This is a genomic window from Vogesella oryzae, from assembly GCF_902829295.1.
Classification (GTDB): domain Bacteria; phylum Pseudomonadota; class Gammaproteobacteria; order Burkholderiales; family Chromobacteriaceae; genus Vogesella; species Vogesella oryzae.
Genome location: NZ_CADEPL010000002.1, coordinates 58,192 through 71,862 on the forward strand (window position 1 = coordinate 58,192; position 13,671 = coordinate 71,862).

A 13,671-nucleotide genomic window follows, 5' to 3' on the forward strand; every position below is an offset into this window, starting at 1 on the left:
TGCGATGCGCCGAGCCGATCGCCTGCTGCAGATCCTGCTGCTGTTGCGCGGCCGCCGTCGCACCACCGCCGCCCAGTTGGCCGCCTGGCTGGAAGTGTCGCCGCGCACCGTGTACCGCGACATGGCCGACCTGCTGGCCAGCGGCGCGCCGCTCAACGGCGAAGCCGGCGAAGGCTACTGGCTGGAGGCCGGCTTCACCCCGCCGCCGCTGAGTTTCGGCAGCGACGAGTTGTCGGCGCTGGAAGCCGGCGCCCGCATGCTGGCCGGCTGCGCCGACAGCGATACCGCCGCCGCCGCCCACAGCGCGCTGGCCAAGATCCATGCCGTGCTGGGCAGCAGCGGACTGACGCCGTCGCCGTTATTCGTGCCGCCGTTGCGGGCACCGGCGCCACAGGCGCTGGCCGCGCTGCGCCGCGCCTGCGAGCGGCAGCAATGCCTGCAACTGCACTACCGCGATGCCGCCGGCAACAGCAGCCTGCGGGATATTGCCCCGCTGGGGCTATTCTTCTGGGGCGAACACTGGACGCTGGCGGCATGGTGCCTGCTGCGGCAGGACTACCGCCACTTCCGCACCGACCGCATCGCCGCGCAGCAGGCGGCCAAGCTGCCGTGGCCGGACGGCATCTCGCTGGATGGCTTTCTGCAGCAGGCGGGCGCCGGTGACGCCGGCCGCCTGCGGCTGCAACAGCAGACGCGCCAGCCCTGGCACCGCTCTTGAATCCGTAGCGCAATACCTGGTTGGCCGCCGCCACCACCACGCAAGGAGCCGCAATATGGAAGCCCGACTGAGTTTCATCACCCTCGGCGTCGCCGATCTGGCGCGCGCCACCGCCTTCTACCGCGACGTGCTGGCGCTGCCGCAGATCGCCATGCCGGAGGGCGCCGGCGTCGCCTTCTTCGAACTGGGCAAGACCTGGCTGTCGCTGTTCCCGCGCAGCGAGCTGGCACAGGATGCCGGCGTGGCGGACAGCCCGCCGGCAGCGTTTCCCGGTTTTTCGCTGGCGCACAATGTGCGCGAACGGTTAGACGTTGATGCGCTGCTGGCCGAAGTCGCCAGCCGGGGCGGCGAGATCGTCAAACCGGCGGCGGATGCCTTCTGGGGCGGACGTAGCGGCTACTTCCGCGATCCGGACGGCTTCCTGTGGGAAGTGGCGTGGAACCCGCAGTTTCCGCACGTGTGAATCCACTACCGCGTGCCGAGCTGACACATGCGGCCAACCTGTCGGCGACGGCGGCAGCTTGGCCGCCGTCTTGCCCGCCGTACTATTCCGCTGCCGGCAATAATCAATTACCCGCCACGGTCATTCTGTTCTCCGCCAGGCAGGCGCACAGTGCCGCCATCCGCATCCTGTCGCGATGCGCCACTGCCCCGGAGATCAATATGGCTCGCCTGCCCGTCAAACTGTATACCTTCCCGCTGTCCGGCCACGCCCATCGCGTACGGCTGGCGCTGGCCTTGCTCAAGGTGCCTACCGAGCTGATCGAGGTGGACCTGCGCGCCGGCGCACACAAGCAGGCCGATTTCCTGAAGCTGAACGTGTTCGGCCAGGTACCGGTCATCGACGATAACGGCACCATCGTTGCCGACTCCAATGCCATCCTGGTGTACCTGGCGCGCCACTACGGCAATGGCGACTGGTTGCCAAACGATGCCGTGGGCGAGGCCGCGGTGCAGCGCTGGCTGTCGGTGGCCGCCGGTCCGCTGGCCTTCGGCCCGGCCGCGGCGCGGCTGATCACGGTATTTGGTGCCGGCTTGCACGCCGAGGAAGTCATCGCGCGCGCCCACAAGCTGTTCGCGGTGATGGAAACGGAACTCACGCGCCAGCCATTCCTCACCGGCGACAAACCCAGCATTGCCGACATCGCCAACTACACCTATACCGCGCACGCGCCGGAGGGCAATGTCTCGCTGGCCGCTTATCCGCAGCTGCGCGCCTGGCTGGCACGCATCGAAGCCCTGCCGGGTTTTGTCGGCATGCAGCACACGGCTGTCGGCCTGGCCGGCTAAGCGTCGCACCGGCAAGGAACGCAGCATGCACAGCACCTCTCCCTGGCACCGTGGCGAACGGCTGCTGCAGCAACGGCTGGGCGTTGCCGAGCAGATGGCCGCCGTCGGCCAGCGCGTGATTCGCGACTACATGCCCGAGCAGCACCGGCAGTTCTATGCCCAGCTACCGTTCTTGCTGCTTGGCGGCGTGGACGCCGCCGGCTGGCCGTGGGCCGGCATCCTGGAAGGGACTCCCGGCTTTGTGCAGTCGCCCGACCCCCGCCTGCTGACGATAGCCGCCCAGCCGGCACGCGATGATCCACTGCGCGCCTGCCTGTCACCCGGCGCCCCGGTCGGCGTGCTGGGCATCGAGCTGCCGACCCGCCGCCGCAACCGCATGAACGGCGAACTGCAAACCGTGTCGGCTGCCGGACTGACGGTGGCGGTGACACAATCGTTCGGCAATTGCCCGAAATACATCCAGCAGCGTGATGTCAGCCTTGTCCCGCTGCCGGCCGGCGCTGCGGCGCCGGCCGAACAGCACGGCGCGCTGGATGAAGCCGCGCGGCAGCTGATTAGCGGCGCGGACACGCTGTTTGTCGCCAGCAGCTTTCCCGGCGATGCCAGCCAGCCGGCGGCCTCGGTCGATGTGTCGCATCGCGGCGGCAAACCGGGCTTCGTCCGGGTGGAAGGCAACCGGCTGACGATTCCGGATTTTTCCGGCAACCGCTTTTTCAATACCTTGGGCAACCTGCTGCTCAACCCCAAGGCCGGGCTGCTGTTCATCGACTTTGCCAGCGGCGACCTGCTGCAGCTGACCGGGCGCACCGAGATCGTCTGGCAGGACGACACCTTGGCCGCATTCGCCGGCTGCGAGCGTGCCTGGCACTTCACGGTCGAACAGATGTGGCGGCGGCGCGGCGCGCTGGCCTTGCGCGGCCAGTCTCCCCGGCTGTCGCCCAGCCTGCAGCACACCGGCAGCTGGTAACAAGCCGCGCCAGCGCTGCGACTTGCGGCGGCTGGGCGGCTCAGCCCAAATGCTTGTCGGCCCGCAGCCGCTCCACCATCAGGTCGATGAAGCTGCGTACCTTGGCCGAGCCGTACTTGCTTTCCCGATGCACGATATGGATCGGCAGCGGGGCGCTTTCATACGCCGGCAGCACGATCTGCAGTTCTCCGGATTGCACCAGCCCGGCTACCTGGTAGGACAGCAGCCGGGTAATGCCCAAGCCGGCCCTGGCCGCCTCGATGGCGCTGTCGTTGCTGGTGACCAGCAATCGCGGTTGCAACCTGACGGACCCGGCACCGTCCGCGGCATCGAACTTCCACTCCACCGTCGGCGACACGCTGGTGGCGGCAATGGTGGTGTGCGCCAGCAGGTCGGCAGGCTGCGCCGGCACGCCATGCGCGGCCAGATAGCCCGGTGACGCACACAGCACCCGCCGCACCTCACCGACCTTGATCGCGCGCAGGCTGGAATCCGGCAGCGGGCCGATACGCACCGCCACATCCACGCCTTCCTCCAGCATGTTCACCACCCGGTCGAGAAACAGCGCCGACACCGTCACCTGCGGATAACGCTGCAGATAGGCCACGATGCCCGGCATCACGAACAGCTTGCCGAACAGTCCCGGCGCGGTCCCCGCAAGTTGGCCGCGCGGGGCGGCATTGATGCCGGCCACCGCCTCGTCGGCTTCGTCCACCTCCGCCACAATGCGCCGCGCATCATCCAGATAGCGCTGGCCGGCTTCCGTCACCCGCACATAGCGGGTCGTACGCTGCAGCAGCTTGACCCCCAGCCGGGCTTCCAGGCTGGCAATGGCACGCGTCACCGCCGGCGGCGACATGCCCAGCCGGCGGGCGGCGCCGGCAAAGCTGCCTTCGTCCCCCACCGCCACAAACACCGTCATCAGGTGCAGTCTGTCCATGCTTCATTCCCCCAAGTGGAACAATCAATTGCATTGTATGGCTATTCTTCTGGCAAATGAGGTCTGTCACAGTGCTGTCACTGGCACCGCAGCCCGCGATGCGCAGCAACATCCCTCACCCGACAAGGACTTCACCATGAACCGCATCAGCATCCCGACCGTAGAACATGCCCACGCCGCCAGCCAGCCGCTGTTGGCCGCCGTGCAACAGCAACTGGGCGTGGTGCCCAACCTGATGAAAGTCATCGGCCACAGCCCGGCGGCGCTGGAAGGCTACCTGTCGCTGAATGGCGCGCTGAACAAGGGCAAGCTGCCGGCAGCACTGCGCGAACGCATCGCGCTGGCGGTGGCGGAATACAACGGCTGCGATTACTGCCTGTCGGCACACAGCTACCTCGGCCAGCATGTCGCCAAACTTTCTGCCGCCGAAATCGACGCTGCCCGTGACCACCATAGTGCCGATGCCCGCAGCAACGCCGCACTGCAGTTTGCCTACCAGGTCGCCGCCAGGCGCGGCCATGTCAGCGATGCCGAGCTGGCCGCGCTGCGTGCCGCCGGTTTCGACGAGGCAGAAACCATCGAGCTGGTGCTGCTGGTGGCGCTGAACGTGCTGACCAACTATGTCAACAATGTGGTGCGCACCAGCATCGACTTTCCGGTAGTCACTGCCGGCCAGCACCACGCAGCGTAAGCTGTATGCTCCGGGTGCCCGCGCAAGTGCTGGCACCCGGGCGTTGTTGTCCAAACAGCAGGCTGCCGCTTCACGCCCCGAGCCGCAGCACCTCCCCATTGCCAGGAACCGTCATGACCCCGATCCCCGAAGCCAGCCGGCCACCATTGCCACCATTCACGCTGGAAACCGCCATCCAGAAAGTCCGTGCCGCCGAAGACGGCTGGAATAGCCGCGATCCGCAGAAGGTGGCATTGGCATATACCCCGGACAGCCGCTGGCGCAATCGCCACGAGTTTCTGGCCGGCCGGGCCCAGATCGAAGCCTTCCTGACCCGTAAATGGCAGCGGGAACAGCAATATCGCCTGATCAAGGAAATCTGGGCCTACGGCGAGCAGCGCATTGCGGTGCGCTTTGCCTATGAATGGCACGACGCGCAGGGGCAGTGGTTCCGCTCCTACGGCAACGAGAACTGGGAATTCGACGCCAACGGCCTGATGGCAGTGCGCCACGCCAGCATCAACGATCTGCCGATCCGCGAGGAGGAACGGCTGTTCCGTTGGCCGCAGGGCCGCCGCCCGGACGATCATCCGGGACTGAGCGCGCTGGGGCTGTAACCCCGCTTCAGCCTGCGGATAACGGTAGCTGCATCAGGTACTGGTACAGCGGTTCGCGGCGTGCCCCCAGCGCCAGCAGGGCATCGCCGCCCAGCTGTGGCGCCTGCAATTGCGGTACCTGCCATGCCAGCGACGGATGCGCCGCCCGCAGCGCCAGCAGCAGCGCGCGGGCAGCCTGCTGGGCCGGCTGGCGATCCACCAGACTCAGGATCTGGATTCCGTCCGGCTGCGGCACGAACACCAGCTGGGCACTGCCGTGCTGCCAGGCCTGCCACGGCAGCGGCGACACCGCCAGCACCGGGGCGCTCACCAGCAGCGGCAGCAGCAGGTCATCGGCCTCGGCCGCCGCCAGCCAGTGCTGCGCCGCCTCGCGGCCAAGGTCATGCGGGGCAAGCGCCGCGGGCGGCAACACAGTATCGGCCGCCAGGGTATAGCCATGCAGCGGCATTACTTCGCCAAAGCCACGGCTGCGGTACAGCCGGGCGGCGCGCTCGTTCTGGGCAAACACTTCCAGTTCCAGCGCCTGCAGACCATGTGCGCGGGCACGGGCGATCAGCTCGTCCAGCAACGCCGGCGCCGCGCCGCTGCCGCGAGCCTGCGGCACGGCGCCCATGGCGGCCAGCCGCCAGCGTTGGCCGCGCGGTGCCACCAGCGCGAACGCCAGCAGCTCGTCGCCGCGCAATGCCACCCGGCTGCGCGACAGCGACACCGCCTGCCGGGCAAGAAAGCCTGGCCACTGCGCCAGCGCCAGGTTGAACGGGCCGATCAGGTAATCGGCAAAGGCGGCGCTGAAAGCAGCGTGCAATTGTGCCGGCGGCACAACATTGGCAGGCACGAGACGAAAAGCGGACATGGCGTGGCCCCGGTACGGAACCACGCCATTCTAGAAAGCCGGCGGCCGCTGCACAGCCCGCCGGAAGGACAGCTCAGCGCAGCGGGCCGATCAGGCGGGTGAGGGTGTTGTCGCGCAGGAAGCGGTGATGCCAGACTGCGGCGGCCACGTGCAGCGCCAGCGCGGCGATCATCAGATTCCCCAGCAGCTCGTGGATTTCCCGCAGCAGGTGGCGATACTCCGGCATCGGCGCCAGCAGCGCCGGCACCGCCACGCCGAACAGCGCCACCGGCTTGCCGGCCGCCTGCTGCGCCAGCACGCCGAACAGCGGCAGCGCCAGCATCAGGCCGTACAGCGCCCAGTGACCGGCATGCGCCAGCAGCTGGAACAGCGGCTGCGGCGCCGGCGTGATCTGCGGCGGGCGGTTACCCAGCCGCCACAGCAGACGCGGCACCAGCAGCAGCGCGGTCAGCAGGCCGGCGTCGATATGCCACAGCAGCAGCTGCAGCCGCTCGGCCGAGCCGCGCGGAAAGAAATCGTTGATCTCGATGCAGAACAGCGCGCCCAGCACGGCGATGGCCGACAGCCAGTGGAAGGCACGCGCCAGCACGCCATAACTATGTTGCGAATTGCGAAGCATCAGCCGGCTCCAAGGGTCAATGTATGGTTACAGCATAGCCGTCGCGGCTTAAGACGTCCTTAGCAGCCAACCACGCTCGCCACCAACGGCAACGCCCGCCGCGGCAAGGCCGGGCGGGCGTCAGGGTTGGCCGCAGTGCGCTTACAACTCGCCCTTGAGAAGCGCCAGCAGCGCCTCGGTGTCCAGCTTGGCGCTGGCGTCGCCGCCTTCCAGCAGGCTGTCGGCCAGGTCGCGCTTCACGCCGTGCAGCGCCACGATCTGCTCCTCGATGGTGTGCTCCGCCACCAGCCGGTAGATGGTCACCGGCCGCTGCTGGCCCATGCGGTAGGCGCGGTCGGAAGCCTGGTCTTCCACCGCCGGGTTCCACCACGGGTCGAGGTGGATCACGTAATCGGCGGCGGTGAGGTTGAGGCCGGTGCCGCCGGCTTTCAGGCTGATCAGGAAGATATCGCCCTCGCCACGCTGGAACGCATCCACCCGCGCCTTGCGCTCGCGCGCCGGGGTGCTGCCGTCCAGATACTGGTAGGCGATGCCCTGTTCGTCCAGCCACTGCCGCACCAGCTTGAGGTGGTCGACGAACTGGCTGAACACCAGCGCCTTGTGGCCGTTTTCCACCAGCTCCTCGGCAATCTCGGTAAAGGCGGCCAACTTGCTGCCGGCAATCACGCTGTCCGGCAGCACCAACTGCGGGTGGCAGCAGAAGCGGCGCAGACGGGTGATCTCGGCCAGCACCTGCATCTGCTTGCCGTCGGTGCCCTGCAGCTGGTCGAGCTTGTCCACCGCCTGCTGGCGCATTGCCTCGTACAGATGCAGCTCTTCCGCCGACAGCGGCACCTTGCGGGTGATCTCGGTGCGCGGCGGCAGCTCGTGCAGCACCTGGCTCTTGGTCCGGCGCAGGATGAACGGCTGGATCAGCGCCTTCAGCGCCGCGCGCGCGTTCTTGTCGCCACGCTCCACTGGGCCGGCAAAGCGTTGCTGGAAGCGCTCCTGGCTGCCCAGCAAGCCGGGGTTGAGGAAGCGGAACAGGTTCCACAGCTCGCCGAGGTGGTTCTCGATCGGGGTGCCGGACGCGGCCAGGCGGAAACCGGCCTGCAGCGCCATCACCGCCTGCGAACGCTTGGTGCCGGCGTTCTTGATCGCCTGCGCCTCGTCGAGGATCACCGACTGCCACGCCACGCCGGCAAAGGCGTCGGCATCCAGCTGCAGCAGGCCATAGCTCACCACCACCAGATCGAACGGCCCCAGATCGACCAGCGAGCGGAACTGGTGATACGGCCGCACGCGCAGGGTGGGGGCGAAGCGGGCGGCTTCCGACAGCCAGTTCAGCGCCACCGAGGTCGGGGCCACCACCAGCTGCGGGCCGCCGGGGGCACGCGCCAGCAGCAGTGCCAACGTCTGTACCGTCTTGCCCAGACCCATGTCGTCGGCGAGACAGGCGCCGACGCCCCAGTGCGCCAGCCGCGCCATCCAGTTGTAGCCTTCCAGCTGGTAGTCGCGCAGCGACGCCTGCAGCGTGGACGGCAGCTGCGGCTTGAAGTCGCGCAGCGTGTCCAGCGTCGCCAGCTGCTGTTGCCAGGCGGCATCGGCATCGAACTCGCCGACCTCGCCGGACAACTCCGCCAGCACCGGCGCCGCCAGCTGCGCGTAGTGCACGCCGTCGCGGCCAACGTGGTCGGCCAGCAGCGCCAGCTCTTCCAGCCGCTTTTTCATGCTGTCGGTCAGCGCCAGCCAGTCATCCTCGCCGAGGGTGATGAAGCGGCCCTGCTGCTGCGAGGCCAGCTCCAGCAGCTCTTTCAGCTGCAGCACGCGGCCATCGTCCAGCTTCAGCTGGCCGTTGAGCACGAACCACTCGCCATTGCGCTTCACGCTCAATTGCAGCTGCGGCAGGCCGCGCCGCGACTTGATGCGCAGCCGCTCGCCCTCCGGCCACACGCACTCCAGCACCCCGGCCTCCAGCTGCTGCAGTTCCGACAACACTTCCAGCGCCTGCTGCGGTTCCGGCAGCTGCCATTCCTGGCCGTCGTTGTCGGCGGCGGCCAGCGCCGGGCACGACGACAGCACGTGCTGCAGCGCGGCGCGCTCGGCGGCCAGATTGCGGCGGGTCTGCACCGTGCGGCCGTCCACCTCGCCGACGATGCTTTCCATGCCGCTGCCCGGCTTGCACCAGTTGGCCGCGGCCAGCGGCCGCACCAGCAACTGCAGCCGCAGGCCCTGCGCCAGCGGCAGCAGGTGGGCGTAGATGCGGCCATCGGCCGGGATGCTATCGAGGTTGCTGGCCAGCTCCGGCAGGTCGGAGTGGATCGGCACCAGCGGTGCCACGCTGGTCACCGCGTCGATCAGCTGCGCCTTGGCGGCCAGCGGCACCGTCAGCTCGCGGCCGATGATGGCGGCGATCTGACGCACCTCGCGGCCAACCTGGTACACCGACAACCGTGTCGGGGTGTCTTTTTCCCACACCACGTCGCTGTCGGCGACGATCTTGTTCGGATTCAGCCGCACGCGGATCTCGCGCGCGTCCTCGGTCAGCTGCAGCGTCACCTGACCGGCCAGCACGTCCACGCGCACGTCCGGCGCATCGGCCCAGTACACCGCGCCGTGGCCCACCAGCGCCGGCAGCGATTTCTCGCCGTCCAGTTCGTAGGCACTGCCGCCGCCGTAGTAGCTGTCGTGCGCCGACTTGATCTGGCGCAGGATGCGGCGGTCCGGCTCGCCGAGGGAATCGAATTCGTCGCTGCTTTCCAGCAGCCGGCGCAGCGCCACCGCACGGCCGCGGCTCCATTGTCCGCGCGCGCCCAGTTTCTGTTCGCGCGGCTCCATCAGCACGCCATGCGGGGCCACGGTGATGAACCAGGCCAGACGGGTATCCTTGCTGTCCACGGTAAGCGGAGTCTCCTTGCCGGCGCCCAGTAGCTTGAGCGCGTTGAGTGCGTGCTGCCAGGCTTCCTGGCGGCGATAGATGTCCACCAGCGCGGTCAGCTGGCGGCTGGCATGCCAGTCCGGCTGCTCGCGGGCGATGCCGAACTGGCGCTGCAGCAGCGCCGCCACTTCCTGCGCCGCCCAGACATAGCCTTCGTCCTGCAGTTGCTGGCCGAACGCCGTCAGCGCCGCCTGCCATGCCGGCGTGCGCGCCTGCTTCACGTCCAGCCAGTAGGCGGCCAGCGCCAGCAGCAGGCCGTCGAAGCCGCTCAATACCGAGGCATCCGGCAGCTGCACGCCGGCGGCCATCGCCGCGCCTTCCTGCACGGTGAGCAGATGCTGCAGCACGTAGTAGCAGTGGCCGTGACGCTGGCGCACGCCGGCGGCGATCGCCTGCTTCAGCTCGGCCTGACGCTTGTCGTCGCGGCTGCCGATCAGCGCCAGGCAGTAAAACGCGTTCAGCACCGCCGGCAGGTCCAGCGAACGCTTCTTGGTTTCGCGGCGGATATCCGCCAGCCAGTCCGCCACCACGTCCAGCGCTTCGGCGTAGCGTCCCTGCATCACCGGCAGGAAGAAGCGCCGTGCCACCGGCAGGCCGTCGCCCTCCGCCCCCGGCTGGGTGACCTGCGCGAAGTCGCCGCGCCACAGCGCCTGCTGCAACAGCTGCGCGGTGAGGTCGTCCCAGTCGCGGTAGCCGTCTTCCAGCCGCGCCACCGCGTAGCGGTAACCGTCGGCAAAATGGTCCAGCCGCCAGTTGGCGTCCGGCAGGTAGTCCATCAGCAACTGCACCTGGATGTCGTCGTCCAGCCGGTCGAACAGCGCGCGCCCGGCGGCGGTGTGGAACAGCCGCTTGAACGGCGGCTGCGGCTGCGCACCGCTGCTGCCTTGCACCAGCTGCTGGTACAGCGCCAGCCATTCGGCGGTGGCTTCGGCGCGGCCCTGCAGGATCGCCAGCCACAGCCGCAGCTGCACCGCCGGCGCGCTGGGCGTGCCGCGCGGCAGCGGGATGTGGTCACACAGCAGTTCGCCCCACGCGGCCAACTCGGCCTGCTCGTCCAGCAGCTGCAGCAACACCGCATTGCGCGCCTGCGGCGCCACGCGGTACGGCAGGCCGGCGGTGCGCACGATGGCGTCGCGATGTTCCAGATCGCCCAGCACCGCCCCCAGCGTGTCGTTGTTGAGCGCCTTGCCCTGCGCATCGCGGATCAGGTTCAGGCTCAGCAACATCAGCAGATTGGGCTTGTTTTCACCGTTGGGCAGCAGCGCCAGCGCGCGCAGCACCGCCAGATGCGACGCCGGCAGCTGGTCGAGGGAAAGCAGGGAATCGGAGGTGGTCATGTAGGCAATCGGGTTGGCCGCGCACAGCTGACTGTGCGCCGCTATTTTGCAAAACGAACCCGAAAGTTTACGCCAAGGCGCCGCCGGCGGCCATCGGCGGGCAAAGAAAAACCCCTGCCACGTTGCCACGGCAGGGGTGCAGCGCGGCGGCCAAGGTTGGCCGCAAGGCTCAGATGCGCGCCAGCGCGCGGCGGGCGGCGGCGATGGTCTGTTCGATCATCTCGTCGCTGTGGGCGATGGAAGTGAAGCCGGCTTCGTATGCCGACGGCGCCAGGTACACACCCTCGTCCAGCATGGCGTGGAAGAAGGCCTTGAAGCGGGTGATGTCGCACTGGGTGGCCTCGGCGTAGCTGGTCGGCACCTTGTCGCTGAAGTAGAAGCCGAACATGCCGCCGACGCTGTCGGTGGTCATAGTCACACCGGCGTCACGCGCGGCGTCGGCCAGGCCATTGGCCAGGCGCGCGCTGCGGGCGCCGAGGGTGGCGTGGAAGCCCGGCTGCTGGATCAGCTTCAGCGTGGTGAGGCCGGCGGCTACCGCCAGCGGATTACCGGACAGGGTGCCGGCCTGGTACACATTCCCCAGCGGTGCGATCCTGGCCATGATGTCGGCGCGGCCGCCGAACACCGCCAGCGGCATGCCGCCGCCGACCACCTTGCCCAGCGTGGTCAGGTCCGGGGTGATGCCGTGCAGGCCCTGCGCGCACTCCAGCGCCACGCGGAAGCCGGTCATCACCTCGTCGTAGATCAGCAGCGCGCCGTGCTGTTCGGTCAGCGCGCGCAAGCTTTGCACGAACTCGGCCGACGGCTTGATCAGGTTCATGTTGCCGGCGATCGGCTCCAGGATCACGCAGGCGATCTTGTCGCCCAGCTCCTTGAAGGTGTCGGCCAGCTGCTGCACGTCGTTGTACTGCAGCACCAGGGTGTGCTTGGTGCAATCGGCCGGCACGCCACCGGAGGACGGGTTGCCGAAGGTGAGCAGGCCGGACCCGGCCTTCACCAGCAGGCTGTCGGAGTGGCCGTGGTAGCAGCCTTCGAATTTCACGATCAGGTCACGGCCGGTATAGCCGCGCGCCAGACGGATGGCGGACATGGTGGCCTCGGTGCCGGAGCTCACCAGCCGCAGCTGCTCGATCGACGGCAGCAGCTTGCAGATTTCCTCGGCGATCTCGACTTCGCCTTCGGTCGGCGCACCGAACGACAGGCCGCCGACGGCCGCCTCCTGCACCGCCTTGATCACCTCGGGGTGGGCGTGGCCGAGAATGGCCGGGCCCCAGCTGCCGACGTAGTCCAGATACTGCTTGTCGTCGGCATCCCAGAAGTAGGCACCTTCGGCACGCTTGACGAAGCGCGGCGTGCCGCCGACCTGGCCAAAGGCGCGCACCGGCGAGTTCACACCACCGGGGATCACTTGCTTGCCACGTTCAAACAGTTCCAGATTGCGGGACATTGCGTTTCCTTTCAGGCAGCCATGGACGGCTGCGATTCACATTGGGTGCGGTAGCGGCTGCGCGCGGCAACCGGACGGGAATTCCTGTCGGCCACGATAGCGGGTTGTGGCCGGCGCGGCGTTGACCTGGGTCCAGACGGGGCGCCTTCTGCGGGCGCCGACGTGAAATCAAGACCGCGATTTTCCGGCAAATCGCCGCCGCGGGCTAGTTGGCCGCAACAACGCGGTGTTCCGCCTGCGGCCAACCGTGCAGCCGGCGTCAGGGCGCAGGCGGCAGCAACGCCAGCAAGTCGGTCACTTCGGCCGCGACCAGCGGCCGCACCACGCGGCCAACCTCCACGCCGTCGCGCAGCAGGATCAGCGTTGGCCACAGCTTGACGCGGAAGCTGCGCCCCAGCCGGCGCCCGGCGCCGTCCTCCACCTTGAGGTGCGCTAGCGCCGGATAGGCGCGCAGCGCCTGTTCGATGGCCGGCTGCGCGTTCTGGCAATGCGGGCACCAGTCAACGCCGAACTCCAGCAGCAACGGTTCGGCAGCGGCGTCGAGTGCGGCGCGCTCGGGAGCGGTGGCAGAGTAGTGGGCAATATAGGGCATGCGATCATCCATACCGGCGCTGCGGCTAGCGCCGGAGTGTGGCCGGAGCGGCAAATGCTGCCGTCGCCGGCGCAGAGTGGGTTCACGATCTGGCGAGCCAGAGCGAGACAAGGCGAAAACGGCGGAAGTAACGGAGTTTACAGGTGGTAAATGAGTATTCCGCAGACGTTTTTAACGCCGTATCGCCGACGCGTAGCAGCGCGTGCATACGCGGTTAGAACTCGTAGCTTACCGCCAGCTGCTGCTTGCCGCTGAGCACCGGCATCAGCGCGCCGCGGCCGGTAACAAAGTATTGGAGCTGAAACGGCTGCGTCGGGTTCAAACCGCGAAACGCCGCCGTGCTGCCGCTGGCGTCCTGGCTGACATTCACGCAGCGGCTGCCCTGGCACAGCAGCACCGTCAGCTCGGACGGGCGCGGCGAGAAATGCCAGGCGTAGTACACCGAGGTGATGCGGCCATCCGCCGGCGGAGTGCCCTGCAGCGGAAAGGCGGCGCGGTACGGCAGGTTGCGCACGGCAATGCCTGGGCCCACCGTATCGCTGGCATAGGAGCCGGCGCCGGCCGCCGCCAGCGAGGGCAGCGAGGCAAGCCACAGGGCGGCCAGCAGGCGTGGCCAGCGGGCGGTACGGGACATGCGGCGCTCCTTTCCCCGGCGTGACCGGGCGGCAACAAGGCTACAAAATGCTTGAGACAAGCAAGCCTGG

At 68.2% G+C, this 13,671-nt stretch carries 13 protein-coding genes; 6 read left to right on the forward strand and 7 right to left on the reverse strand.

From position 1 onward, the window contains the following. Positions 1-4: 4 nt before the first annotated feature. From HU218_RS00815 to HU218_RS00830, 4 genes are read left to right on the forward strand one after another with little or no spacing between them, the layout of a single operon-like run. Positions 5-718 carry a helix-turn-helix transcriptional regulator gene (locus HU218_RS00815; protein ID WP_174873018.1) on the forward strand — a complete coding sequence of 238 codons (714 nt, stop codon included), beginning with the start codon at positions 5-7 and terminating at the stop codon, positions 716-718. A 55-nt stretch (positions 719-773) separates the two neighbouring features. Then, on the forward strand, positions 774-1,181 hold the full coding sequence (locus HU218_RS00820) for a VOC family protein (protein ID WP_174873019.1): 408 nt from the start codon (positions 774-776) through the stop codon (positions 1,179-1,181). Then, a complete protein-coding gene (locus tag HU218_RS00825) occupies positions 1,154-2,008 on the forward strand; it encodes a glutathione S-transferase family protein (protein WP_246210681.1) in 855 nt (284 codons plus the stop codon). Before HU218_RS00820 ends, HU218_RS00825 begins: the two co-directional genes overlap by 28 nt. Before the next feature lie 25 nt (positions 2,009-2,033). After that, complete coding sequence (locus tag HU218_RS00830; protein WP_174873020.1) at positions 2,034-2,975, forward strand: pyridoxamine 5'-phosphate oxidase family protein; 942 nt, start codon at positions 2,034-2,036, stop codon at positions 2,973-2,975. Positions 2,976-3,015: 40 nt separating this feature from the next. Here HU218_RS00830 and HU218_RS00835 read toward each other — a convergent pair whose 3' ends face one another. Continuing rightward, entirely contained in the window at positions 3,016-3,915 is a 900-nt protein-coding gene (locus tag HU218_RS00835) for a LysR family transcriptional regulator (RefSeq protein WP_174873021.1), read from the reverse strand. A gap of 136 nt (positions 3,916-4,051) precedes the next feature. Here HU218_RS00835 and HU218_RS00840 point away from each other — a divergent pair, with 136 nt between their 5' ends. Together HU218_RS00840 and HU218_RS00845 are read left to right on the forward strand one after the other, a co-directional pair. Then, positions 4,052-4,606, forward strand: a complete 555-nt coding sequence (locus HU218_RS00840; RefSeq protein WP_174873022.1) for a carboxymuconolactone decarboxylase family protein — start codon at positions 4,052-4,054, stop codon at positions 4,604-4,606. A 113-nt stretch (positions 4,607-4,719) separates the two neighbouring features. Beyond that, entirely contained in the window at positions 4,720-5,202 is a 483-nt protein-coding gene (locus HU218_RS00845; protein ID WP_174873023.1) for a nuclear transport factor 2 family protein, read from the forward strand. 7 nt (positions 5,203-5,209) lie between these two features. Here the strand turns inward: HU218_RS00845 and HU218_RS00850 are convergent, their stop codons facing one another. The 6 genes from HU218_RS00850 to HU218_RS00875 all read right to left on the reverse strand — a co-directional run bounded on the left by HU218_RS00850 (position 5,210) and on the right by HU218_RS00875 (position 13,601). Further along, positions 5,210-6,055, reverse strand: a complete 846-nt coding sequence (locus HU218_RS00850) for a GNAT family N-acetyltransferase (protein ID WP_174873024.1) — start codon at positions 6,053-6,055, stop codon at positions 5,210-5,212. Between the two features lie 73 nt (positions 6,056-6,128). Then, positions 6,129-6,674, reverse strand: coding sequence for a cytochrome b (locus HU218_RS00855; protein ID WP_174873025.1), 546 nt, complete (start codon positions 6,672-6,674; stop codon positions 6,129-6,131). Between the two features lie 141 nt (positions 6,675-6,815). After that, positions 6,816-10,928, reverse strand: coding sequence for a DEAD/DEAH box helicase (locus tag HU218_RS00860; protein WP_174873026.1), 4,113 nt, complete (start codon positions 10,926-10,928; stop codon positions 6,816-6,818). A gap of 169 nt (positions 10,929-11,097) precedes the next feature. Continuing rightward, positions 11,098-12,375 (reverse strand): glutamate-1-semialdehyde 2,1-aminomutase, encoded by a 1,278-nt coding sequence (gene hemL, locus HU218_RS00865; RefSeq protein WP_174873027.1) that lies wholly within the window; start codon positions 12,373-12,375, stop codon positions 11,098-11,100. Between the two features lie 259 nt (positions 12,376-12,634). Then, a complete protein-coding gene (locus tag HU218_RS00870; protein WP_174873115.1) occupies positions 12,635-12,967 on the reverse strand; it encodes a thioredoxin family protein in 333 nt (110 codons plus the stop codon). 214 nt (positions 12,968-13,181) lie between these two features. Beyond that, positions 13,182-13,601 (reverse strand): flagellar protein FlhE, encoded by a 420-nt coding sequence (locus HU218_RS00875; protein WP_174873028.1) that lies wholly within the window; start codon positions 13,599-13,601, stop codon positions 13,182-13,184. Between the last annotated feature and the right edge of the window lie 70 nt (positions 13,602-13,671).

Bases quoted from the DNA above. Each gene is read 5' to 3' on its own strand.
- HU218_RS00820 (WP_174873019.1), top strand. From the start codon at position 774: ATGGAAGCCCGACTGAGTTTCATCACCCTCGGCGTCGCCGATCTGGCG.
- HU218_RS00835 (WP_174873021.1), bottom strand. From the start codon at position 3,915: ATGGACAGACTGCACCTGATGACGGTGTTTGTGGCGGTGGGGGACGAA.
- HU218_RS00855 (WP_174873025.1), bottom strand. From the start codon at position 6,674: ATGCTTCGCAATTCGCAACATAGTTATGGCGTGCTGGCGCGTGCCTTC.
- hemL (WP_174873027.1), bottom strand. From the start codon at position 12,375: ATGTCCCGCAATCTGGAACTGTTTGAACGTGGCAAGCAAGTGATCCCC.
- HU218_RS00850 (WP_174873024.1), bottom strand. From the start codon at position 6,055: ATGTCCGCTTTTCGTCTCGTGCCTGCCAATGTTGTGCCGCCGGCACAA.
- HU218_RS00830 (WP_174873020.1), top strand. From the start codon at position 2,034: ATGCACAGCACCTCTCCCTGGCACCGTGGCGAACGGCTGCTGCAGCAA.
- HU218_RS00840 (WP_174873022.1), top strand. From the start codon at position 4,052: ATGAACCGCATCAGCATCCCGACCGTAGAACATGCCCACGCCGCCAGC.
- HU218_RS00815 (WP_174873018.1), top strand. From the start codon at position 5: ATGCGCCGAGCCGATCGCCTGCTGCAGATCCTGCTGCTGTTGCGCGGC.
- HU218_RS00860 (WP_174873026.1), bottom strand. From the start codon at position 10,928: ATGACCACCTCCGATTCCCTGCTTTCCCTCGACCAGCTGCCGGCGTCG.
- HU218_RS00875 (WP_174873028.1), bottom strand. From the start codon at position 13,601: ATGTCCCGTACCGCCCGCTGGCCACGCCTGCTGGCCGCCCTGTGGCTT.
- HU218_RS00870 (WP_174873115.1), bottom strand. From the start codon at position 12,967: ATGCCCTATATTGCCCACTACTCTGCCACCGCTCCCGAGCGCGCCGCA.
- HU218_RS00845 (WP_174873023.1), top strand. From the start codon at position 4,720: ATGACCCCGATCCCCGAAGCCAGCCGGCCACCATTGCCACCATTCACG.